Raw genomic sequence first — 22,921 nt, 5'->3', positions numbered from 1 at the left:
AATTTCCGGGGAGAGACATGATTGGCGGAATATAGACGTTTTGTGGCTTATGTCTACGGGTATAGAGAAGGAAGAAAAGATGCCGGTGCCGGATTCGCAAAGATAGAATCCAGAAACGGAGAATGCAGGATGAGGATCCACCTGCGGGATACACAGGAAGACGACGGAATCTGTAAAGTTTATGGGGTAATCCGCGAAGGAGAATGGCTGCCCGGTGTCTATCTGGGTATGATGCCTGTGAGCGGGGGCAGCGCTGAGAAAAAATTTGTGACAGATTCAGATAAGATCGGCGGCTCAGAATACAGCCTGAGGGATCTGGTAGGCCTGTGGATCCAAAAAGAGGGCGGAGGCATGTACGCTGCCTTCTGGGTGGATGAGCCTTTGGATGTATCTAAGCTGGTGGAAGAGGTCCCAGGCAGCCAGTCTGGTATGACTGATTTACCTGATCCCACAGGAGCAGGGGAAGAAGGCCGGGAAACGGAAGAGGCTGCTGGGGATGAGGAGATTCATAAAGTGTCTGGTGATGCTGTACCGGAGGGAGATGCAGCGGAAAACATAGGTGCAGCAGATGGTGCAGACGCAGCCGAAATAATAATCGGGGCAGAGGATGTCATAGAGGCGGCAGATACTGCCGGAGCAGAGAAATCCACAGATGCAGAGGAAAGTATAGGAGCCGCGGAAGCCGCGGAAACCACAGACGCTGCCGGAGCAGAGGAAACCACAGGTGCAGCAGATGCTATAGGAGCAGTGGAAAACATAAACGCAGAGGAAACCGCAGGAGCAGATGAGACCATAGATGCAGCAGAAACTACGGGGGCAGAGGAGACCATGGATGCAGTAGATACTGCCGGAGCAGAGGAATCCAGGGATGCAGCTGATACCGCAGACGAAGATGAGGCTATAGATGCAGCAGACCCAGCGGATACACTTGATCCAACCAAAACAATCCATGGAGCAGAAGCTATAGAAACGGCAGATACCCCAGATGAGACCGACAGGTCAGATATAGAAGACCCGACAGATGCAGCAGGTACACGTATCAGGGAGCCTGAAATATCAGGCGGAAAATTGCCGGGGGATGGTGTGCCGGCAGAAGGGACATGTACGGAGCAGGCTGATACGCTGGAGGGAGCTGCCGGTGTATATGAAGAGGAAGCATACAGCGCCGGGGATGGCAGCAGTGATGGTCTGAGTGAAGAAGGGAACTGCCCTGACAGAGAGCCGGCCGTGGCAGCCCAGGAGGCGGCAGAAGCCCTTGTTATGGGTAGAAGATCTGCTACGAATGCAGGCACGGGAAGGTCAGGAGGGATACAGCGGAGAGGACAGCAGGGAGGACCGACTGGGGGAATGCAGAGAGGGAACATGCAGCAGAGAGCCAATATGCAGAGGAGAGGCGGACAGCAGCCGCTGCCGGCACCGAGTCTGGAACAGCGGTGGGGCCAGCTTCTGCAGCGGTATCCGTCTATCCAGCCATTTGGAGACGATGAAGTGATCGAGTGTATCAGGATCTGCCCTGATGATATTAAGTATCTCAGACAAAATCACTGGAATCTGGGAAAGAACAGCTTCCTTCTTCATGGGTATTATAATTACCGCCATCTGCTTATGGGCAGGCTTAAGAAGGGCGGGTATATTCTGGGTATTCCCGGAGTGTTTGACAACCAGGAACGCTACATGGCAAATATGTTTGGTTTTACGCTGTTTAAAAAAGCAGACAGGGAAAGGCGGCGGCCAGGCTTCGGATATTGGTGCCGTCTTGTTGACTGACAGGACAGCATGTGTATTTGGCTATAGAGGGGCGTGACAGTTACTATTCACAGTCACCATCCCGCGAGGTGTTTTCGTGCGTATTTGCACGAAAATCCCGAGGGTTGCAGCGCGAAACGGCGGTTTTTGCCGTTTCTGTGCATCGCAGAGCGTGTTACTGGTCACGGAGTGACCAGTAATGAAAAGTCCGCCCGCCGGGGAAAACCCAGGCAGGCGGACTTTATAGATAAGAGTTTAGCGCCTGTTCGAAAAATGCTCTAGTCAATCCCGCGGGTCTTAACAAGAGGCATGGTTTGCCGCAGCAGCCTGCAGAAATCATCCAGCTCTTCCCGGGAAAAGGATGAAAAACCTCTCTGGATCACGTTCTCTGAGTCCTTGTAGGCCTGAAGGTAATAGGCCCGGCAGCCTGCCAGCCATTTTCCGATAGACACGAAATCTTCTGTACTGTGCAGTTCTCTGACTACAGTTGTACGGAATTCATAATCCATACCGCTGTTCATCAGATATTCCACTGACCGGCAGACAGAGGAGATATCCAAATCCTTTACACCGGCCACTTTCCCGTAGTTTTCCTTTGAGGATTTAATATCCATGGCTGCGTAATCTATAAGGTCGTTTTCTCTGAGAGTCCTGATGAGTTCAGGATTAGTTCCGTTTGTATCCAGTTTCACCAGGTATCCCAGATCTTTAATCCTGCTGATAAATCCGGGAAGCTCATTTTCATACAGCGTGGGCTCTCCGCCTGTTATACATACCCCTTCCAGTATACCCCTTCTTTTTTTTAAGTAGGAGAAGACTTCTTCCTCCTCTATATATGGCTCTGACTGAGGGGACAGCACAAGCCCTGCATTCTGGCAGAAAGGGCAGCGGAAATTGCAGCCCCCCAGGAATAAGGTGGCGCCCAGGTGCCCGGGGTAGTCAAGAAGAGTCAGAGTATTAAATCCATGTATTTTCATAATAGCTCGCATCCTTTCATGCCTAAACTTTATGTTGCTGTTCACTCCGTGACCAGTAACACGCTCCGCGATGGTGACGTGTGACCAGTAACAACTTTATCACAGATTCAGATAGTTGACCAGAAAATATTTGAGCTGCTGCATGAAATGTAGTAGACTGGATAGTAACCCTTAAATATACAATTAAAATTTGGAAGGCGGGAAGGAATTGACAGACGACGAAAAATATATGAAGGAAGCCATCCGTCAGGCAAAGAAGGCTGCTGCCCTGGATGAGGTGCCGATTGGATGTGTCATAGTGCATGAGGGGCAGATCATTGCAAGAGGCTACAACAGAAGGAATACGGATAAAAATACACTTTCACATGCCGAGCTGCTGGCCATCAGGAAGGCAAGCAAAAAGCTGGGGGACTGGAGGCTGGAGGGCTGTACCCTTTATGTGACGCTGGAACCCTGCCAGATGTGTGCCGGGGCAATCATTCAGGCAAGGGTGGACCGCGTGGTCATTGGGAGCATGAATCCAAAGGCTGGGTGTGCCGGTTCTGTTCTGAATATCCTGGAGATGGACGGGTTCAACCACAAGGCTGAGGTGGAGAGAGGAATTCTTCAGGAAGAGTGCAGCAGGATGCTGAGTGAGTTTTTCAGGGAGTTAAGAGAGCGCAAGAAAACAAAAATTGTGCGGTCAGAAAGAATTGACAAAACATAAAAAACAAGGTATAGTATAGGATATCCGTGCAGCCGGGGAGTCAGCGGTGCCCTGTACCTACAATCCGCTACAGTAGGGGTGATGCCAATCTGAGGAGCTTTCATTGCGGAGCTGCCTTTTATAAGTGGCGTTGACGTCTGGGTCTTACGCAACAGGAATCTATGAACCGTGTCAGGTCAGGAATGGAGCAGCACTAAGTAGAATCTCCTGTGTGCCGTAAGGCAGCCTGGACTGAGTTAACTGTAAGAGTAACGTCCGTGGTGGGGTTTCGAAGTGCGGCGCACGGGTTAAAAAAAGATATTAATCCGGATATGAATTTTGTAAGGCTTTCAGAGTCATAAGACTTTGGAGGCCTTTTTAGGGTCAAAGCAGGAGGAGAGGCAGGTGATTCAATGACGGTCCGGCATTTGAAAATATTTATTGCGGTAGCTGACACCGGTAAGATGAGCCAGGCTGCAGAACAGCTGTATATATCGCAGCCCACTGTAAGCCAGGCTATACGTGAGCTGGAGGAGCACTACCATGTGCAGCTGTTTGAACGCTATGCCAAAAAGCTGTATATTACGGAGGCCGGCAGGCATCTGCTGGGACTGGCCAGAGTTGCTGTAGAACAGTTTGACAGGCTGGAAGAAGAGATGTCCGGGGAAGGAATGAAGGAAAGGCTGAAGATCGGTGTGACAAGAACAGTTGGGAGTTTCCTGCTGTCAAGGCTGCTGCAGGATTTCAGGAAGAGCTGCCCCCAGACAGAGATATATGCATACGTGGGGAATACCAGGATGCTGGAGGAACGCCTTTTAAATGCAGAACTGGATCTTGGCATAGTGGAGGGCAGGGTAAAGAGCCCTGAACTTGTCAGTATACCTATGATAGAGGATGTTCTTGTACTGGCATGTGCCAGGACCCACCCATTTGCAGAGAAAGAAGTCCTGGATGTCAGGGACCTGGAAGGTCTGGACTTTGTCATGCGGGAGGAAGGCAGCGGTACAAGGGCGCTGTTTGAAGAGTATCTGGACAAAAATAAGATATCCATACATATAAGGATGGAGGCCAGTGAGATCGACGTCATCAGGAGCGCCATTCTGGAGAATGGCTGCCTGGCAGTAGTCTCGTCAAGGCTTCTGGAAAAAGAAATACGCAGCGGGGAAGTAAAGATATTCGACAGCAGAGAGCATGCGTGGAACAGGAGCTTCAGCCTTGTATATCATAAAAACAAGAGATTTACAGAGGGGATGCAGTATGTAAAGGAACTGCTTCAGAATTATGACACAGGGGAATATCTGGAAGAAAACGCAGGATATATTGCTGTGCGGGAATGAAGCAGAGGAGGAGAAAGAAATGATAAAGATAGGAAACCATATATCGTCTTCCAAGGGATATCTGGCTATGGGAAAGCAGGCGGTGAAGCTTGGGGCAAACGCATTTGCTTTTTTTACAAGGAATCCCCGGGGAGGAAAGGCTAAAGAGATAGTGCCCTCAGACGTGGAGGCATTTCTTGAGCTGGCCAGGGAGCAGAAGATAGAAAGGCTTGTGGCCCATGCTCCATATACAATGAATGCGTGCTCGGCGGACCCGGGCCTGAGGGAGTTTGCCAGAAACATCATGGAGGATGACCTGAAAAGGCTGGAATATACACCCGGCAATTATTATAATTTCCATCCGGGAAGCCACGTGAAGCAGGGGCCTGAGGCGGGGATAGCCATGATCGCGGATATGCTGAATGAACTGCTTAAACCGGAGCAGAGCACTATTGTACTGCTGGAGACGATGTCCGGCAAGGGCAGTGAAGTGGGCAGGAATTTCGAAGAACTGCGCGCCATTATTGACAGAGTGGAAGTGACGGAAAAGCTGGGAGTGTGTATGGATACCTGCCATGTGTGGGACGGAGGATATGACATTGCAGGCCATTTGGATGATGTGCTGGAAGAGTTTGACAGAGTGATCGGGATGGACAGGCTCAAAGCAGTTCATGTCAATGACAGTATGAATCCCATGGGAAGCCATAAGGACAGGCATGCCAGGATAGGAGAAGGCATGATAGGGCTGGAGGCGTTTGAAAGGATCATCAACCATCCGGCGCTCCATGACCTTCCGTTTATTCTGGAGACGCCAAATGACGATGAGGGCTGGACCAGGGAGATTGCTATGCTCAGGTCCATGGAACATCAGGGGTGAAGGCGTATATGACTGCTGGAGAGATAAGAAAGCAGCTGGATATGCTGTCAGAACCTGACTTCAGAGAATTCACCGCGGGGCTGATGCCGGGTGTCAGAAATGTGCTTGGAGTGCGCCTGCCAGCGCTGCGCAGGATCGCTAAACAGGCGGCGCGCGGTAACTGGAAGGAATACTTTGAGCAGGCTCTGGATGATTCGTATGAGGAAATTATGCTTCAGGGTATGGTGATCGGTTATTTAAAAGAAGATCTGGATGTGGTTCAGGGTCTGATAAGAGACTTTGTACCAAAGATTGATAACTGGTCTGTTTGTGACAGCTTCTGCTCAGGACTGAAGATCACAAAAGAGTATCCTGCAGAAATGTGGGAGTTCATCCAGGATTATTTTAAAGATAAAAGGCCATTCTGCGTGCGTTTTGCTATTGTAATGATGCTTCAGTATTTTGTGGATGAAGAGCACATAGAGGCTGACCTTGAAATCCTGGATAGAGTGTGCAGTGAAGAATATTATGTGAAGATGGCTGCTGCATGGGCCATCTCCATCTGCTTTATCAGATTTGCGGATATCACGCTGGAGTATCTGAAACGTTCCCGCCTGGATGATTTCACCTACAATAAAGCGCTTGCCAAGATCACAGAATCTCTGTGTGTGGACAAGGAAACCAAGCAGATGATACGCAGCATGAAGAGGAAATGAAAGTATGAGGTTTACACATGACAAAAGACAGGGGCTTTTATAAGAATTTTTTTACTATCTATATAGCGCTGGTACTGCAGAACGTGATCTCACTGAGTGTGAATCTGGCTGACAATATGATGCTGGGCGCCTACAGCGAAGTTTCCCTCTCGGGAGTGGCTGCTGTAAACCAGATCCAGTTTATCTTCCAGCAGCTTCTGACAGCTATAGGTGACGGTCTGGTGATCTTCTGCAGCCAGTACTGGGGGAAAAAGCAGACGGGACCCATGAAGAAAATATCTGCCACGGCTATGCACATGGCCCTGGGGACAGCGGTGATCCTGTTTATTCTGGTGAGTCTCTTCCCCAGCCGGGCAGTGGGCATGTTCACCACGGACGGCGCGATCATCAGTGAGGGTGTGCGGTATATTAATATCATGCGGTTCACCTATATATTCTTTGCAGTTACCATGACTCTTCTGGCTACACTGCGGAGCGTAGAGATCGTTAAGATCGCTTTTTACTTGTCGCTGTCCACTCTGGTCATCAACTGCGGCATCAACTATGTGCTGATCTATGGCAGATTCGGCGCCCCGGAGCTGGGCGTGGCCGGAGCAGCTATCGGAACGCTGACGGCCAGGATCGTGGAATGTGCAGCAGTTATCGTCTATATAGTGAAAAAGGAGAAGAGCCTGAGGCTTAAGCTCAGTGACTACTTTCACACAGACCGGGTGCTGCAAAAGGACTACATAAAGGTAACTCTGCCTATGCTTGTTGTTCAGGGGCTTTGGGGGCTGAACACTGCCATGCAGACTGTTATCCTGGGGCATATGACAACAGGCGCCATAGCGGCCAACAGTGCGGCGTCTACCTTGTTCATGCTGGTGAAATCAACAGCCGTGGGCGCTGCATCCACTGCCTCTGTCATTATCGGAAAAACAATCGGCACAGGGGATATTCCAAAGGTAAAAGAGTACTCCCGGACTTTGCAGAGGATGTTTCTGATCATAGGCGTATTTTCCGGCATACTTCTCTTCTTTATAAGGATACCGGTCCTCAGCCTCTATGATCTGTCCCCGTCCACTAAGGCTATGGCAGATACATTTCTGATCATCCTGAGTGTAGTCTGCGTGGGAATGTCTTATCAGATGCCGACTAACAACGGGATCATCAGAGGGGGCGGCAGTGCCATATTTGTGGTAAAGATGGATATTATCAGTATCTGGTGCATCGTCATTCCCCTGTCTCTTATCATGGCATTTGTGGTGAAAGCATCACCGGCAGTAGTGGTCTGCTGCCTGAATGCAGACCAGATCTTTAAATGTGTTCCGGCATATCTGAAATCCCACTATGGGAACTGGATCAGGACACTGACCAGGAATGAAGAAACAGCGTAACTATTCGGCAGGTCCGTGCAGTTACGAAACAGCTTAATAGCATTTTCTCTGTATCAGCTGTCATAATCCTGACCTTCTCCGCGTATAATCAAAAGGCAGAATTTTAACACAATGTGGAATGAGGTTTCAATATGACGGATCAGAAGATAGAAAATATGCTGAATCTGGCGCTGGACGCCACTGAGGAGGAGCGGAGGAAATCCCTGGAGCTGGACGTGGGATATGACCCTATAGACAGGAGCTGGGATGTGATCGTCAAGTATTCCGGTTCACTTGAAGGGCTTAGGAGCAGGCTTGAAGCCATGCTGGGAGAAGAGGTCAATACAATACGGGTGGTAGAGCTGTCAAATGAATATGCGATCATCACACTCCCGGAGTCTCTGATTGATTATATGGCTGCACAGCCGGAAATTGAATATGTGGAAAAACCAAAGAGGCTGTTCTTTTCTGTAAATCAGGGGAGGATGGCCTCTTGTATCAGTCCTCTGCAGACGCCCCAATACAATCTGCAGGGTCAGGGGATACTGGTGGCAGTGATTGATTCAGGCGTGGACTATACGCATCCTGATTTCAGGAATGAAGACGGGAGCACAAGGATACTGAATATATGGGATCAGACCGCGGCAAATGCCCCTCCAGGCCCTCCGGAGGGATTCAGGACAGGGGCCGAGTATACAAGAGAACAGATAAATGAGGCTCTTGCGGCAGATACGGCCGCGGAGCGCAGCCGGCTGGTGCCGGAGAGAGATCTGTCGGGCCATGGTACGGCAGTGCTTGGGATAGCGGCCGGAAACGGAAGGGCGTCAGGAGGACAGTACAGAGGAGTAGCCCCACAGAGTGATATTCTTGTGGTGAAGCTGGGAGTGCCCCGTGAAGACGGATTTCCCAGGACTACAGAGCTGATGGAGGCGGTTGACTATGTAGTGAGGAAGTCCCTGGAATACCAGCTTCCAGTGGCCATTAATCTCAGCTTCGGGAATGTCTATGGCTCCCACGACGGCAGTTCTCTGCTGGAAACATACCTGGATGATATGGCAAATCTCTGGAAAAGTACGATCTCTGTGGGAACAGGGAATGAAGGCGGAACAGGGGGACATACGTCAGGAGTGCTGGCAAACCCTCCGGCGGGCACGGCAGGGACCAGGGAAGTGGAGCTGGGCATAGCTGATAATGAATTATCTGTCAATCTGCAGATATGGAAATCATATGTGGATGAATTTGATATAGTATTTGTCCACCCGTCAGGGCAGCGCATCGGACCTCTTCAGGAGGTTCTGGGGCCCCAGCGGTTTCAGGCAGGGAACACGCAGCTGCTTGTATATTACGGCGAGCCCAGCCCCTACAGCACTGCACAGGAAATATATGTGGATTTTATACCCACAGACACTTATATAGACAGCGGCGTGTGGAGGATACAGCTGATCCCCAAAAGGATCACGGACGGCCGTTTTGATATGTGGCTCCCCAGTTCAAATGTGCTTAATTTCGGGACCCGTTTTTACGAGCCCACAGCTGAGACTACCCTCACGATTCCCTCCACAGCCAGGAAGGTAATAGCAGTGGGCGCCTATGATTCCAGACTGCGGACTTATGCTTCCTTTTCCGGGAGAGGATACACAAGGGACGGTGCACAGGTAAAGCCTGATATTGCCGCTCCCGGTGTGGGAATAGTGACCACGGCTCCCGGCGGAGGATACGCGCCTATGACGGGTACCTCGTTTGCCACGCCCTTTGTGACAGGAGCCTCAGCCCTGCTGATGCAGTGGGGGATCGTCCAGGGCAATGACCCCTATCTGTATGGGGAGAAGGTGAAAGCCTACCTCATAAGAGGAGCCAGGCCTCTTCTGGCAGACAGAGAATATCCTAACCCTATGCTGGGGTATGGGGTGCTTTGTGTGAGAGACAGTCTGCCTATTTGAGCAGGCTATTTGTACCGGGACCATCTCACAGGTCCCGGTTTGTTAATTCCCAGCCAAAATCGTCATGATAGATCATCTGGCGTGTCATTCCCCCGTCTATACATATATTTTCACCAGTGATAAATCCTGCTTTGTCAGAGCAGAGGTACATCACCATATTGGCTATATCCATGGGATTTCCCACCCGTCCGGCAGGATGCTGGTCCGCGTCCGGTCCGCTGTATTCCCTGAAGCTTGTATCGATCCAGCCGGGGGATATGGAGTTGACCCTCGCTTTTTGTGCCAGGCTTACAGCAAGGGCGTGGGTGAGGGCAAAGAGCCCTCCTTTAGCCGCACTGTAGCTCTCAGTATTTGGCTGGCTCATACGGTCGCGTGAGGAAGAAATATTTACAATAGCTGCCCCTGGCGCCAGATATGGGAGGAACAGCTTAGTCAGGTAATACGGGGCAGATACACCCACCCGGAGGGCATAGTTAAATTCCTCCCAGGTACAGTCTGCTATACCCTTCATAGATGTCATAGCATTATTTACAATAAAATCCACATGGCCAAAATCAGAGATTACTTTGCGGCTGAATGCCTCCAGCACTTTTTCATCAGCCAGATCTCCTGTAAAATAATCATTCTCAAGCCTGTCAATCACACAGACAGCAGCGCCGTTCTTTTTAAATTCTTCACAAATAACCTTTCCAATTCCTCTGGCTCCGCCAGTCACAACAGCAATCTTATCTTTAAACATACAATCCCCTCTTTTCATATAATGTGTAAATGTTCCAGCAGCCATTCAGCAAGGCCGTGCATTAACTGCACAGACCATAAGAATAAACCAGGAATGCAAAAATCCATCAGTATATCCATATGAATACCATGCGGCTTATTCATATGGATATATTATAATACATATTTTGTAACTTTTCAGCAGGTCTGAGCATTTACAGTGTATAAAGTGCAGAAAAAGGAAACAATATTGTTAGCTATTCAGATACTGCCCGGCAGTCAGAGAACTATTGATGGAAAGGAAGGATAAATATGTTGGAAAATTCGATGCTGTACCCGAGAAACAGCAAAACCAGGCGTACAGTCAGCCTTGATGGAATGTGGAAAATTAAATTTGACCCGGACTCAGAGGGAAGGGAAAAGAGATGGCAGGATGGGCTTAAGGACGCAGACCTGATACCTGTACCCGCCAGCTTTGCAGATTTTTATACGGACAAGGATATCCGTGAATATACAGGAGATTTCTGGTATGAGACTGATGTTTTTGTGCCGGAGGAGTGGAAGGGGAATAAGGTATTTGTCAGATTTGGCTGTGCCACACACAGGGCAGTTGTTTTTGTAAATGGAAAAGAGATCACTTCCCACGAAGGAGGCTTTCTCCCCCTTCTGGCCGATATAACAGAAAACACCAGGTTTAATGAATTCAACAGAGTCTCTGTGCTTGTAAATAATGAGCTGACAGTCACTAATATTCCCTGCGGTGAGACAAGAGTGCTGAAGAATGGAAAAAAGATGTCAAAACCCTACTTTGATTTCTATAATTATTCCGGGCTGCAGCGCCCTGTTAAACTGGTGATGGTCCCGGAAGAATATGTCTTTGATTTTACTGTGGACCATAAATTATTTGGCAGCGACGCTGAAGTGTCTTACAGCGTGGTGACTACGGGTAAACATCCCGTGGAGGTACGTGTCCTGGATGAGGAAGGGCGGGAGGTGGCCCTGTCTTCCGGCAGAGAAGGAAAACTTGTGATCAAAAATGTCAGGCCGTGGGAGGTTCTGGACAGTTACCTCTATACATTTGCAGTAAGGATCCTGGATGGCAGCAGGATCATTGATGAATATACGGAGGAGATCGGCATCAGGACAGTGGAGGTTGTGCATGACAGTATCCTGATCAATCAAAAGCCGGTGTATCTTAAAGGATTTGGGAAACACGAGGACAGTGATATTGTGGGACGCGGATTCAATATCGGGATGATGAAACGTGACTTTGAGTGCATGAAATGGACAGGCGCCAATTCCTTCAGGACCTCCCATTATCCTTACAGTGAGGAAATTTATCAGATGGCGGACAGGGAAGGCTTCCTGGTCATAGATGAAGTGGCTGCGGTGGGGATGTTTGAGAGCCTTATGAATTTTATGGAAGCATCTACAGGAAAGAAAACGGCATTTTTTGAAAAAGAGACAACTCCCCAGCTTCTGGAAAATCATTTAAAAGCCATAGAAGAGATGATAACAAGAGATAAAAACCATGCATGTGTCATAGCATGGAGTCTTTTAAATGAACCGGAGACAACTGATAAAGCGGCTGTACCATATTTTGAGAAGGTTTTTGCAAAAGCCCATGAACTGGATGTCCAGAAGAGGCCCAGGACATTTGCCCTGGTGATGAATTCACTTCCGGGTACATGCAGCTGCTATCAGTTCGCAGATATTATTTCCCTGAACAGATACTATGGATGGTATATGATGGGAGGTTATGAGATATCAGATGCAGAAGAGGCATTCAGGCGAGAGATGGATGAATGGAAGGAGCTGGGGCTTGACAGGCCGTTTCTGTTTACGGAATACGGGGCTGATACAAGCGCTATGGAGCATAAGCTTCCATCAGTAATGTGGAGCCAGGAATATCAGATGGAATATCTGAAGATGTGCCACAGAGTATTTGATTCCTACAGCTTCATTAAAGGAGAGCAGGTATGGAACTTTGCCGATTTTCAGACTACAGAGGGCATCATGAGGGTAAACGGGAATAAAAAAGGCATATTTACCCGCCAGCGGCAGCCCAAGGATGCGGCCTGGTACTTCAGGGAGAGATGGAAGAGCCTTCCCCGGGATTATAAAAAATAACTGCCGGGCAGAATGAGAGTCTGGAGCAGGGACGCAGAGCGTTCTTGGATCATTTGTAATAAGGAGAATTTTTATGGATAATCATATAGAAAAAAATGTCAGGCCGTTTGGCCTGCGGGATAAGCTGGGATATATGTTTGGAGACTTTGGCAATGACTTTACCTTTATATTTGCCAGCTCGTGGCTGATGATATTTTATACAAAGGTACTTGGCATTGAACCGGGCGCAGTAGGTGTTCTCTTTTTGGTAGCCCGGTGTGTGGATGCGTTCACAGATGTGGGGATGGGCCGGCTGGTTGACAGGATGAGGCCGGGAAAGGACGGAAGGTTCAAAAGCTGGGTCCGCTGGATAGCCGGACCGGTAGCAATTTCCAGCTTTCTGATGTACCAGTCGGGGCTTGCGGGGGCTCCTATGGCTCTGAAGATGGTGTATATGTATGTCACATATCTCCTGTGGGGAAGCGTATTCTATACGGCCATTAATATTCCTTACGGTTCTATGGCGTCTGCAATCAGTGAAGATCCCAAGGACCGTTCCTCACTGTCAGTATTCCGTACCGTGGGAGCCACTCTGGCATCCCTGATCATAGGTGTGGGAGGGCCGCTGCTAGTATACTCCACAGATGCGGCAGGGAATCAGGTAGTAGTGGGTTCCAGAATGACTGTCATCGCAGGTGTTTTCTCTGTCTGTGCCATCATCTGTTATATCCTCTTCTATAAAATGACAACAGAACGTGTGAAGACAGAACCCAGGCCCGATGCAAACAGAGTGACGCTGGGGCAGACATTTTCAGCTATCTTCAGGAACAGGGCGCTGCTGGCCATTATCGGTGCGGCCATCGGGCTTCTGCTCAGCCAGCTTATGTCACAGAGCATGAATAATTACCTGTTCCAGGATTACTTTAAGAACACGAACAGCCTGTCTGTGATCAACTTCATAAGTACAGGCGTGACACTGCTTATAGCCACCTTCGTCACCCCTCTCACAAGAAGGATAGGAAAGAAAGAAGCTGCCGCGGCTGCCATGATTCTGGCAGGAGCCAGCTATATCCTGCTTTTCTTTATGAGAGTGACTAACCCCTATGTATATATAGCAGTCAGCGTGGGCGGTTATATAGGGATCGGTGTTTTCAACCTGGTCATCTGGGCGAATATCACTGATGTCATTGATTACCAGGAGGTCATGACGAGACAGAGGGATGACGGTACAGTTTATGCTGTCTACTCTTTTGCGCGTAAGATAGGACAGGCGCTGGCAGGAGGCCTGAGCGGATTCGCTCTGGGGGCCATCGGCTATGATTCCCTGGCCCATGCCCAGACGGAAGCGGTGAATAATGGTATTTACTCTGTCACTACTCTTGTTCCTGGTATCTGTTTTCTGGCAGTAGCTGTTATCCTGATATTTGCATATCCGCTGTCAAAGAGGAAGGTGGAAGAGAATACAGAAATACTTCAGAAGCGCAGGGAGTCAGAAACGGAATAGAGAGGGGAGCAGATGAGGGGCATAGATTATGGAAGATAATTTTATTAGATTTACTAAGAAGAAAGAGTACCTTATATGTATAGACTCAGACGGATGTGCTATGGATACCATGGACCTGAAACACAAGAAATGTTTTGGGCCATGTATGATAAAAGAATGGTCTCTGGAGAGCCATGCAGATGAGATACAGAAGAGCTGGAATGAGGTGAACCTCTATACCAGGACGAGAGGGATCAACAGGTTCCAGGGGCTGGCAAGAGCCCTGCGGGAGACGGACAGTAAGTACGGGGAGATACCCGGCATCGATGAGCTGGAGCATTGGGCAGAAAGCACAGATGAGCTGTCTGAGAGGTCACTTCAAAGGGCTGCCTCTGATCCGGGGATCACAGAAGAAGGAAGGCTCATCCTGAACAAGGCTCTTTCCTGGTCCAGGGCAGTGAACGATGCAATAGACAGGATACCAGATGATGAAAAGAAACCATTTACCGGGGTGAGGGACGCCCTTGAGGCTGCAGGCAGAAAGGCAGATATTGCTATTGTTTCATCTGCCAACAGAAAGGCTGTGGAGGATGAGTGGAGCAGGTATGGACTGCTCACATTTACTGATATCCTGCTCACGCAGAAGGATGGGTCAAAGGCAGCCTGTATAGGCAGGCTTCTGGAAAAAGGATATGACAGGAGCCATGCCCTGATGGCGGGGGACGCACCGGGCGATGCCCGTGCAGCCGGAAAAAACGGTATTTTTTTCTATCCCGTTCTGGTGGGACATGAGGAAGAATCGTGGAAGGAATTTAAAAATGAAGCGCTGGCAAGGCTTACAGATGAAACGTATGCAGGAGCATACCAGAAAAAGAAGCTGGATGAATTTTGGAGTAATCTGTAACTGTGAAGATATGAACAGTTAGAAAAGATCAAGGAGGACCAGATGGTTGATTTAAAGGCGAAGCCGTATTATTTAAAAGATGAAGATATTAAATGGGTGGAAGACACGATTGCCGGTATGTCGGATGAGGAAAAAATAGGGCAGCTGTTCGTGAATATGGTGATTGACAGATCGTCTGAGAGCCTGAAAAAGACAGTGCAGGAGTACCATGTAGGGGCAATACGCTATCATAACGCTGCAAAGGAAGTTATTTATGAGCAGAATAAGGTGCTTCAGGAGAATACAAAAATCCCCCTTCTCATTGCATCTAACTGTGAGGCCGGAGGAAACGGAGGCGTTGACGGTGGGACGACTGTTGCCTGCGGGGCGGCCATAGCTGCTGCTGACTCAGAGCAGGCAGCTTATGAGACAGCGCTCATAGGCGCAAGAGAAGCGGCTGCCATAGGATGCAACTGGAATTTTGCCCCTGTGGTAGACCTGACATATAACTGGAGAAATACTATCGTGCAGACCAGGGCTTTTAACAACAGCCCTGAAGATACTATACGCTATGCAAAAGCATTTTTTAAAGGTACAAGAGAGAACGGACTTGCTACATGCTGCAAACATTTTCCAGGGGACGGGACTGAAGAAAATGACCAGCATCTGCTCATGGGGATCAATGATCTGAGCTGTGAAGAATGGGATGCCACCTTCGGCAAAGTCTATAAGGCTCTGATCGATGATGGAGTGATGACCATCATGGCAGGACATATAGCCCTTCCCTCCTATTCAAGAAAACTGTGTCCGGGACTCAGGGACAGCGACATCCTGCCTGCCACGCTCTCACCAGAGCTGATAAACGGCCTGCTCAGGGAAAAGCTGGGATTTGAAGGACTTGTAGTCACAGATGCCTCCCACATGATCGGAATGTTTGCTGCCATGCCCAGGAGTGAGCAGGTACCGGGAGCCATAGCTGCCGGCTGTGACATGTTCCTGTTTTTCAATGATGTTGAAGAAGATTTTGGGTATATGATGGATGGTTACAGAAGAGGTATCATTACAGAAGAAAGACTAAGCGATGCACTCCGCCGCATTATTGGTGTCAAGGCTGCCATCGGCCTGAACAGGAAGCAGAAGGAGGGGACGCTTATGCCGCCCAGGGAGCAGCTGGACATAGTAGGCTGCCGGGAGCATGAGGCTGCGGCGGAGAGGATAGCTGACCAGTATGTGACATTAGTAAAGGATACCCAGAAATGCCTGCCTTTGACACCAGAGAGCCACAAACGGCTGAAGGTAGTCTTCATAGCAGGGGAGGGTATGGTCATAGCCGGCAAACTGGTAGAGGACGGAAGTGATAAAGTAAAAGAAGAATTTCTGCGTCTTCTTGAAGAAGAGGGATTCGAGGCGGATGCCTCCACACCTGCCGCCAAGGGAAGTATGGAAGAGTTTAGAAAACGTTATGACGCATGTCTTGTGGTCCTGAACGTACAGGGCTTTGCCCAGTTCAACTCTATGCGTATAAAATGGGCCTCCCCCACTGACCAGCCCTGGTATGTGTCGGAGGTGCCCACTGTCTTCCTGTCACTGAACTTTCCAAATCATCTGATAGACGTGCCTATGGCAAAAACGTATATTAACGCATACCATAATTCAGTGCCGGCCATGAAGGCGGCGATCCGGAAAATAACAGGAAAATCAGGATTCCATGGCAGATATAACGAGAATGTCTTCTGCGGCAGGTGGGATACCAGGATATGACAGAATAATACAAGCTTAGAATACTGCTGCCCGCAGTTTTTTCATAAAGAACGCGGGCAGCAGCTTATTTTTTTTCTTTCTCTTGTGTCTCTTCTGAAATGGCGGTAAAATGAAAAGAAAAACTGTCAGCCCGGAAGGGGGAGGCATGTGAGGGGAAGGTCAGATGCAGAAGATATTCACAAAATATATGAGTGGAGTCATCATAGTTGCATTGCTGGTCGTGGCCGGGATCTGCTGGCTGCTCCAGGGAAAGGCTGCCCAGGAGCATATGGTACAGAATGCAAAACAGAAGATAGAACAGGCAGCAGGTACTATAGAGGGAAATAATGCAGAGATAGCAGGGCTTAAGGACAGTCTTAGTGAGGATTACCTGACAAGAGCCAGGGCTTTCGCCTATATTATCCAGCAGAATCCAAAGGTTCTGGACAGCCAGGAGGAGCTTGGGCGGATCAAGGAATTACTCAATGTGGATGAGCTGCATGTGATTGACAGTGACGGCATCCTTTTTGCCGGAACTATACCTAAATACTTTGGCATGGACTTTGCAAGCACAGAACAGACTGCAGAATTCCTGAAGATACTGGAAGACCCGGACGATTTCCTGGTGCAGGATATCCAGCCTAACGGTGCTGAGAAAAAGATATTCCAGTACGTGGGAGTAGCCAGGCAGGACGAGAAAGGAATCGTACAGATAGGGATGGCTCCTGTCAGGCTTCTGGAGGCGCAGAAGAAAAATGAACTTTCCTACATATTTTCCAGAGTGCCTGTGGATCCGGGAAGTGTCATATTCGCAGTGGATTCTGCCACTGGCGTGATCCTTGCCAGTACTGATGAGATAATGAACGGGAAGAATATGGAAGTGCTGGGCCTGTCTGAAGACAGGACAGAAGAGTATTCAGAGGGCGGATTTGCCTCAGGTGAGGGCGGCCGCATGTATTTCGTGCTGGAGCGTCACAACGGCCTTATAATAGGTGTGGGAAAGGATGAGCAGGGGCTGTATTCCGAACGGGGAAGGCAGATGATCATTATATTTTTTGCAATCATGATCATAGGCCTTATTACTGTCGCTGCCATAAGGCGGCTGCTGAAGATCAAGATCGTGGACGGGCTGCACAGGATCATGGAAGGGCTGGAGGATATTACGGAAGGCAGGCTGGGTACGGAGATACAGGTAAATGACAATCCGGAATTCCGGCAGCTTGGCGCGGGAATAAATAAGATGGTAGAGAGTATCCTGGGAACGACTGTCAAGGTATCAAAAGTGATGGACATTGTGGATCTTCCCATCGGTGCGTTTGAATTCAGCCAGAAAATGGACAGAGTCATGGCAACAGAGCGTCTGCGCCAGATCATGATGTGGACAGAGGAGGAGGCCGGGAGGCTCTATGAAGATAAAGAGCTTTTCCAGAAACGGCTGGAAGATGTCATGTCCTGGGAAAAACGTGAAGGTGAGACATATAAATTAAGTGATGACCCGGAAAAATGGGTGAGGATCCATATGACAACAGGAGAGGAAGGAACCTTTGGCGTAGTCATGGATATGACAAAGGAGGTGGGGGAAAAGAAAAGGCTGGAACATGACAGAGACTATGATGCCCTCACCGGACTCAGGAAAATAAGCGCCTTTAAAAAGGATGTGTGCGCTGCCCTGGCAGGCAGCGGAAAAACCGGAACTACGGCAATTGTCATGCTGGATCTGGACCGCTTTAAGGAAATAAATGACCAGTACGGGCACGACTGGGGGGATGACTACCTTCAGATATGTGCCAGATTCCTCAAAATCTTTGACAATGACAAAGGGATAACGGCCAGAAGGTCAGGAGATGAATTCTGTATATGTTTTCACGGGTGGGAGTCTAAAGAGGCCGTACTTGGCGCTCTGGATGAATTCTACAGCCTGGTGGAGGAAAAGAAGATCCTGTTCCCCGATATGTCCACCCGCAGCCTGTCCATTTCATCCGGGCTTGCCTGGTATGAAGGAACTGATGGGGATACTGCAGCCCAGGACGGGGCATTGCAGGCTGAATCTGTTGTGCAGGAATATGCGGCGCTCATGAGGAAGGCGGATGAAGTATTGTACAGGGCTAAAAAAGAAGGACGCGGGAGATATATGGTTTTCGGTGAGTAATAAAATCAAGCCCCGCGGCGGGAACCCAGGGCGTTCCTGGAAATAGAGAAGGAGCCGGTAACTGAACCGGGCCCCAATCGTCAGATTATAAGTCTGGCCTTTGGGGAGCGGTTCAGCTGCCGGCTTTCTTTATGCAATCTTAATATGGCATTAATAACCCCTAACACCATCTTAATCTCCTTTATGATAAGATTTTTTCGAAAAGGAGGAGTGAAAGACTATGGATATCTTAATCGCAGTCATTGGACTGGCTGCAGCGGCAATGCTGATCTACTATGTGATTATTCTGATGCGAGGTGACAGACAATGACTAATACGGTTTTGCAGTATGCTTTATACCTGGTGATCCTGGCAGCGCTAGCCATACCGCTGGGGGCATACATAGGAAAAGTAATGAACGGGGAAAAGGTATTTATGTCCCGTATTTTGGTACCTTGTGAAAATTTTCTATACAGGATACTGCATGTTAAAAAAGACGAGGAAATGAACTGGAAAAAATATGCTGTGAGTGTCTTTGCTTTCAGCGGCATAAGCCTCATATTCCTCTTTCTGCTGCAGATGCTGCAGGGAGTGCTGCCGGGGAATCCGGAGGGGATAGAGGGAATGTCCTGGCACCTGTCCTTTAATACGGCAGTCAGTTTTGTCACGAATACAAACTGGCAGGCATACAGCGGGGAAGCTCAGGCTTCTTATCTGACCCAGGCGCTTGGACTGACTGTACAGAACTTTGTCTCCGCAGCAGTGGGGATCGCTGTCCTGTTTGCAGTTATCCGTGGATTTACAAGAGTAAAGACCCAGGGACTGGGAAGCTTCTGGGTGGATGTGACAAGGATCATCCTTTATGTATTGATACCCCTTGCTGTTATCGTATCGATCGGTATCGCTTCACAGGGTGTGGTACAGACCCTGAAACCCTATGAGACAGTTGACCTGCTGGAACCGGCAGCTGTGGATGCAGATGGAAATATTTTAGAGGATGCTGTAATTGACGGTGATACTGTAACAGTTGACGGGAAAGCTGTTGACGGAGCACAGATCATAACACAGCAGGTGGTACCTCTGGGGCCGGCGGCCAGCCAGGTTGCCATTAAGCAGCTGGGAACAAATGGAGGCGGTTTCTTTGGAGTGAATTCAGCTCATCCACTGGAAAATCCCACGCCATTTTCTAATATGCTGGAAATGCTGTCTATTCTTCTGATTCCTGTTTCGCTGTGCTTTACGTTTGGAAGGAACGTCAAAAATAAGAAGCAGGGAGCGGCTATCTTTGCAGCCATGTTTATTATGCTGGCAGCTGCACTTGCTATAATAGCCGTCAATGAACATGCAGCGACACCCCAGCTGGCAGCAGGCGGTGCAGTTGATCTGAGTCAGTCAGGACAGTCAGGCGGAAATATGGAGGGGAAGGAAACCAGGTTTGGGATAGCCTCATCAGCCACATGGGCAGCCTTTACCACGGCAGCGTCCAACGGATCTGTAAACTCCATGCATGACAGCTACACACCGCTTGGCGGAATGATTACAATGCTGCAGATGATGCTGGGTGAAGTCATATTCGGAGGCGTGGGCTGCGGTCTTTATGGGATGCTGGCTTTTGCCATCCTGGCCGTGTTTATAGCCGGCCTCATGGTGGGAAGAACACCGGAATTTCTGGAGAAGAAAATAGAACCCTATGAAATGAAGATGGCCGTACTGGCCTGCCTTGCAACACCTATCGCCATTCTGGCCGGAAGCGGTATAGCAGCCCTGGTGCCCGGAGTAGCGGACAGCCTTAACAACAGCGGCGCCCATGGATTTTCTGAGGTCCTCTATGCATACTCATCATGCGGCGGCAATAACGGTTCTGCATTTGCAGGTTTTGGAGCGAATACGCCGTTCCTGAATGTGTCCCTTGGACTTGTCATGCTCTTCGCCAGGTTTGTGCCGATAGCGGCAGTGCTTGGAATAGCAGGAAGCATGGCAGGAAAGAAAAAAATCGCTGTTACGGCAGGTACATTATCAACAACAAATGCCATGTTTATATTCTTACTGATTTTTGTTGTACTGCTTGTCGGCGCCTTAAGCTTTTTCCCGGCGCTGGCATTAGGCCCTATAGCTGATTTCTTTCAGATGATTGGATAGGCGTGAGTTTTAAGTATCCCTAGGAGGTATAGAAATGGAGACAAAAAAGAAAACAGCCCTCTCGGACCCGAAAATGGTCACAAGAGCGGTCAGAGACTCTTTTATAAAATTAAATCCGAAAGTCCAGGCAAAAAATCCGGTTATGCTTCTTGTGTATATATCGGCAATAATGACAAGCATTTTGTTTGTAGTGTCACTGTTTGGAATCAAGGATGCACCCTCAGGCTTTACACTGGCGATTGCCGTGATTCTGTGGTTTACTGTGATATTTGCAAATTTTGCTGAGGCGATCGCGGAGGGCAGGGGAAAGGCCCAGGCGGATTCCCTGAGGGCCGCGAAAAAAGATGTGCAGGCAAATAAGATACCCTCTCCCTCACAGAAGGAGAAGATTACAAAGATCCTGTCCGCAAGTCTGAAAAAAGGTGATTACGTCATTGTCCGCGCCGGAGAGCAGATCCCGGCGGACGGTGAAGTTGTGGAAGGGGCCGCGTCAGTAGACGAGAGCGCCATCACTGGTGAATCGGCCCCTGTAATACGTGAGAGCGGCGGTGACAGGAGCGCAGTAACAGGAGGTACGACAGTTATCTCAGACTGGCTGGTGATCCAGGTGACCAGCGAGGCGGGTGAGAGCTTTCTGGATAAGATGATTGCCATGGTAGAGGGGGCAGCCAGGAAAAAGACGCCAAATGAGATAGCCCTGCAGATATTCCTGGTGGCATTGTCTATTATCTTTATCCTGGTTACAGTTTCCCTGTATGCATATTCCCTGTTTTCAGCCAGGCAGGCGGGAATAGTTAACCCGACATCTGTCACGTCCCTTGTGGCGCTGCTGGTATGTCTGGCGCCAACTACGATTGGAGCGCTCCTGTCAGCGATCGGGATCGCGGGGATGAGCAGGCTGAACCAGGCAAACGTCCTGGCCATGAGCGGAAGGGCAATAGAAGCAGCAGGAGATGTGGATATCCTGATGCTGGATAAGACAGGTACCATAACTCTGGGAAACAGGCAGGCATGTGAATTTATTCCTGTGGACGGCACTGATATGGGGGAGCTGGCAGATGCGGCACAACTTTCCTCCCTGGCAGATGAGACGCCTGAGGGCAGGAGCATAGTAGTGCTTGCAAAAGAAGAATTCGGCCTCAGAGGAAGAAATATGAGCGACCTTCACATGACCTTTATTCCATTTACTGCCGCTACGAGAATGAGCGGAGCTGATTTTCCGGGAAATGAGATAAGAAAAGGAGCAGCGGACGCTATCAGGGCATATGCAAAGGACGGGGGTTACCCATACAGCAGGGAATGTGAGGAGACGGTCACAAGAATATCCAATCAGGGAGGTACACCGCTTCTTGTAGCAAAAAACCACAAGATCCTGGGCGTCATCCATCTGAAGGATATTATAAAGCAGGGTGTGCAGGAAAAATTTGCTGATCTGAGGAAAATAGGCATCAAGACTATCATGATAACAGGCGATAATCCCCTGACAGCTGCGGCCATCGCAGCGGAGGCGGGTGTGGATGATTTCCTGGCTGAAGCGACCCCGGAAGGGAAACTTGCCATGATACGTGACTTCCAGAGCAAGGGGCATCTGGTAGCTATGACAGGAGACGGCACAAACGATGCCCCTGCCCTGGCACAGGCTGATGTGGCAGTGGCCATGAATTCAGGCACACAGGCTGCAAAAGAGGCCGGAAATATGGTTGATCTGGACTCCTCACCCACGAAGCTGATCGACATTGTCAGAATAGGAAAACAGCTTCTGATGACAAGGGGAAGTTTGACCACTTTCAGTATTGCAAACGACGTGGCAAAGTATTTTGCTATTATACCGGCTCTGTTTTTAGGACTGTATCCGCAGCTGAGTGCATTAAATATCATGAATCTGCATAATGCTCAGAGCGCGATCCTGTCAGCCATCATCTACAATGCACTGATCATCATTGCACTGATCCCGCTGGCATTAAAAGGTGTGAAATACCGGGAAGTTTCAGCCGGCCGGCTTTTATCCAGGAACCTTCTCATTTACGGGCTTGGCGGAATAATCGCACCATTTGTGTGCATTAAGCTGATCGACATGATCATAGTTGCGCTTGGCTTTGTGGGCAATATATAAAGGAATGGAGACTGGCGT

Annotated in this window: 16 protein-coding genes and 1 other RNA gene; 15 read left to right on the top strand and 2 right to left on the bottom strand. The window is 49.2% G+C overall.

The window, feature by feature from the left end; genetic code table 11:
* Nucleotides 1–21 precede the first annotated feature (21 nt).
* Entirely contained in the window at nt 22–1,767 is a 1,746-nt protein-coding gene (locus tag NSB28_RS15500; RefSeq protein ID WP_109747549.1) for a DUF6128 domain-containing protein, read from the top strand.
* A 257-nt stretch (nt 1,768–2,024) separates the two neighbouring features.
* Here NSB28_RS15500 and NSB28_RS15495 read toward each other — a convergent pair whose 3' ends face one another.
* Nucleotides 2,025–2,723 (bottom strand): anaerobic ribonucleoside-triphosphate reductase activating protein, encoded by a 699-nt coding sequence (locus NSB28_RS15495; protein ID WP_109747550.1) that lies wholly within the window; start codon nt 2,721–2,723, stop codon nt 2,025–2,027.
* A 208-nt stretch (nt 2,724–2,931) separates the two neighbouring features.
* On the opposite strand from NSB28_RS15495, the gene tadA reads away from it, so the two are divergent.
* From tadA to NSB28_RS15460, 7 genes are all read left to right on the top strand, one after another.
* Nucleotides 2,932–3,429: a tRNA adenosine(34) deaminase TadA gene (gene tadA, locus NSB28_RS15490; protein ID WP_109747551.1), complete on the top strand. Its 498-nt coding sequence runs from the start codon at nt 2,932–2,934 to the stop codon at nt 3,427–3,429.
* A 24-nt stretch (nt 3,430–3,453) separates the two neighbouring features.
* Nucleotides 3,454–3,715: signal recognition particle sRNA large type (ffs, locus tag NSB28_RS15485), an RNA gene on the top strand.
* 121 nt (nt 3,716–3,836) lie between these two features.
* Nucleotides 3,837–4,745 carry a LysR family transcriptional regulator gene (locus NSB28_RS15480; protein WP_257497567.1) on the top strand — a complete coding sequence of 303 codons (909 nt, stop codon included), beginning with the start codon at nt 3,837–3,839 and terminating at the stop codon, nt 4,743–4,745.
* A gap of 19 nt (nt 4,746–4,764) precedes the next feature.
* A complete protein-coding gene (locus NSB28_RS15475; protein ID WP_109747609.1) occupies nt 4,765–5,601 on the top strand; it encodes a deoxyribonuclease IV in 837 nt (278 codons plus the stop codon).
* Between the two features lie 8 nt (nt 5,602–5,609).
* Nucleotides 5,610–6,296 carry a DNA alkylation repair protein gene (locus NSB28_RS15470; RefSeq protein WP_109747610.1) on the top strand — a complete coding sequence of 229 codons (687 nt, stop codon included), beginning with the start codon at nt 5,610–5,612 and terminating at the stop codon, nt 6,294–6,296.
* Nucleotides 6,297–6,313: 17 nt separating this feature from the next.
* Complete coding sequence (locus NSB28_RS15465; protein WP_109747553.1) at nt 6,314–7,672, top strand: MATE family efflux transporter; 1,359 nt, start codon at nt 6,314–6,316, stop codon at nt 7,670–7,672.
* Between the two features lie 131 nt (nt 7,673–7,803).
* The gene (locus tag NSB28_RS15460; RefSeq protein WP_109747554.1) at nt 7,804–9,591 is read left to right on the top strand and encodes a S8 family peptidase; all 1,788 of its coding nucleotides are present in this window, start codon (nt 7,804–7,806) and stop codon (nt 9,589–9,591) included.
* A 25-nt stretch (nt 9,592–9,616) separates the two neighbouring features.
* Here NSB28_RS15460 and NSB28_RS15455 read toward each other — a convergent pair whose 3' ends face one another.
* Nucleotides 9,617–10,330 (bottom strand): SDR family oxidoreductase, encoded by a 714-nt coding sequence (locus tag NSB28_RS15455; protein ID WP_109747555.1) that lies wholly within the window; start codon nt 10,328–10,330, stop codon nt 9,617–9,619.
* Nucleotides 10,331–10,620: 290 nt separating this feature from the next.
* Here NSB28_RS15455 and uidA point away from each other — a divergent pair, with 290 nt between their 5' ends.
* The 7 genes from uidA to kdpB all read left to right on the top strand — a co-directional run bounded on the left by uidA (nt 10,621) and on the right by kdpB (nt 22,903).
* Nucleotides 10,621–12,438 (top strand): beta-glucuronidase, encoded by a 1,818-nt coding sequence (gene uidA / locus NSB28_RS15450; RefSeq protein WP_257497568.1) that lies wholly within the window; start codon nt 10,621–10,623, stop codon nt 12,436–12,438.
* A gap of 73 nt (nt 12,439–12,511) precedes the next feature.
* Entirely contained in the window at nt 12,512–13,921 is a 1,410-nt protein-coding gene (locus tag NSB28_RS15445; RefSeq protein WP_109747556.1) for an MFS transporter, read from the top strand.
* Nucleotides 13,922–13,949: 28 nt separating this feature from the next.
* The gene (locus tag NSB28_RS15440; RefSeq protein WP_109747557.1) at nt 13,950–14,804 is read left to right on the top strand and encodes an HAD family hydrolase; all 855 of its coding nucleotides are present in this window, start codon (nt 13,950–13,952) and stop codon (nt 14,802–14,804) included.
* Nucleotides 14,805–14,846: 42 nt separating this feature from the next.
* Nucleotides 14,847–16,544 carry a glycoside hydrolase family 3 protein gene (locus tag NSB28_RS15435; RefSeq protein WP_109747558.1) on the top strand — a complete coding sequence of 566 codons (1,698 nt, stop codon included), beginning with the start codon at nt 14,847–14,849 and terminating at the stop codon, nt 16,542–16,544.
* Nucleotides 16,545–16,707: 163 nt separating this feature from the next.
* A complete protein-coding gene (locus NSB28_RS15430) occupies nt 16,708–18,672 on the top strand; it encodes a sensor domain-containing diguanylate cyclase (protein ID WP_109747559.1) in 1,965 nt (654 codons plus the stop codon).
* A gap of 306 nt (nt 18,673–18,978) precedes the next feature.
* Nucleotides 18,979–20,790, top strand: coding sequence for a potassium-transporting ATPase subunit KdpA (gene kdpA / locus NSB28_RS15425; protein ID WP_109747560.1), 1,812 nt, complete (start codon nt 18,979–18,981; stop codon nt 20,788–20,790).
* A 34-nt stretch (nt 20,791–20,824) separates the two neighbouring features.
* Complete coding sequence (gene kdpB, locus NSB28_RS15420) at nt 20,825–22,903, top strand: potassium-transporting ATPase subunit KdpB (RefSeq protein WP_109747561.1); 2,079 nt, start codon at nt 20,825–20,827, stop codon at nt 22,901–22,903.
* Nucleotides 22,904–22,921 lie beyond the last annotated feature (18 nt).

The organism is Murimonas intestini (assembly GCF_024622195.1).
In the GTDB taxonomy this organism is placed as follows: Bacteria; Bacillota; Clostridia; order Lachnospirales; family Lachnospiraceae; genus Murimonas; species Murimonas intestini.
This window is presented reverse-complemented; position numbering and strand designations above follow the sequence as displayed.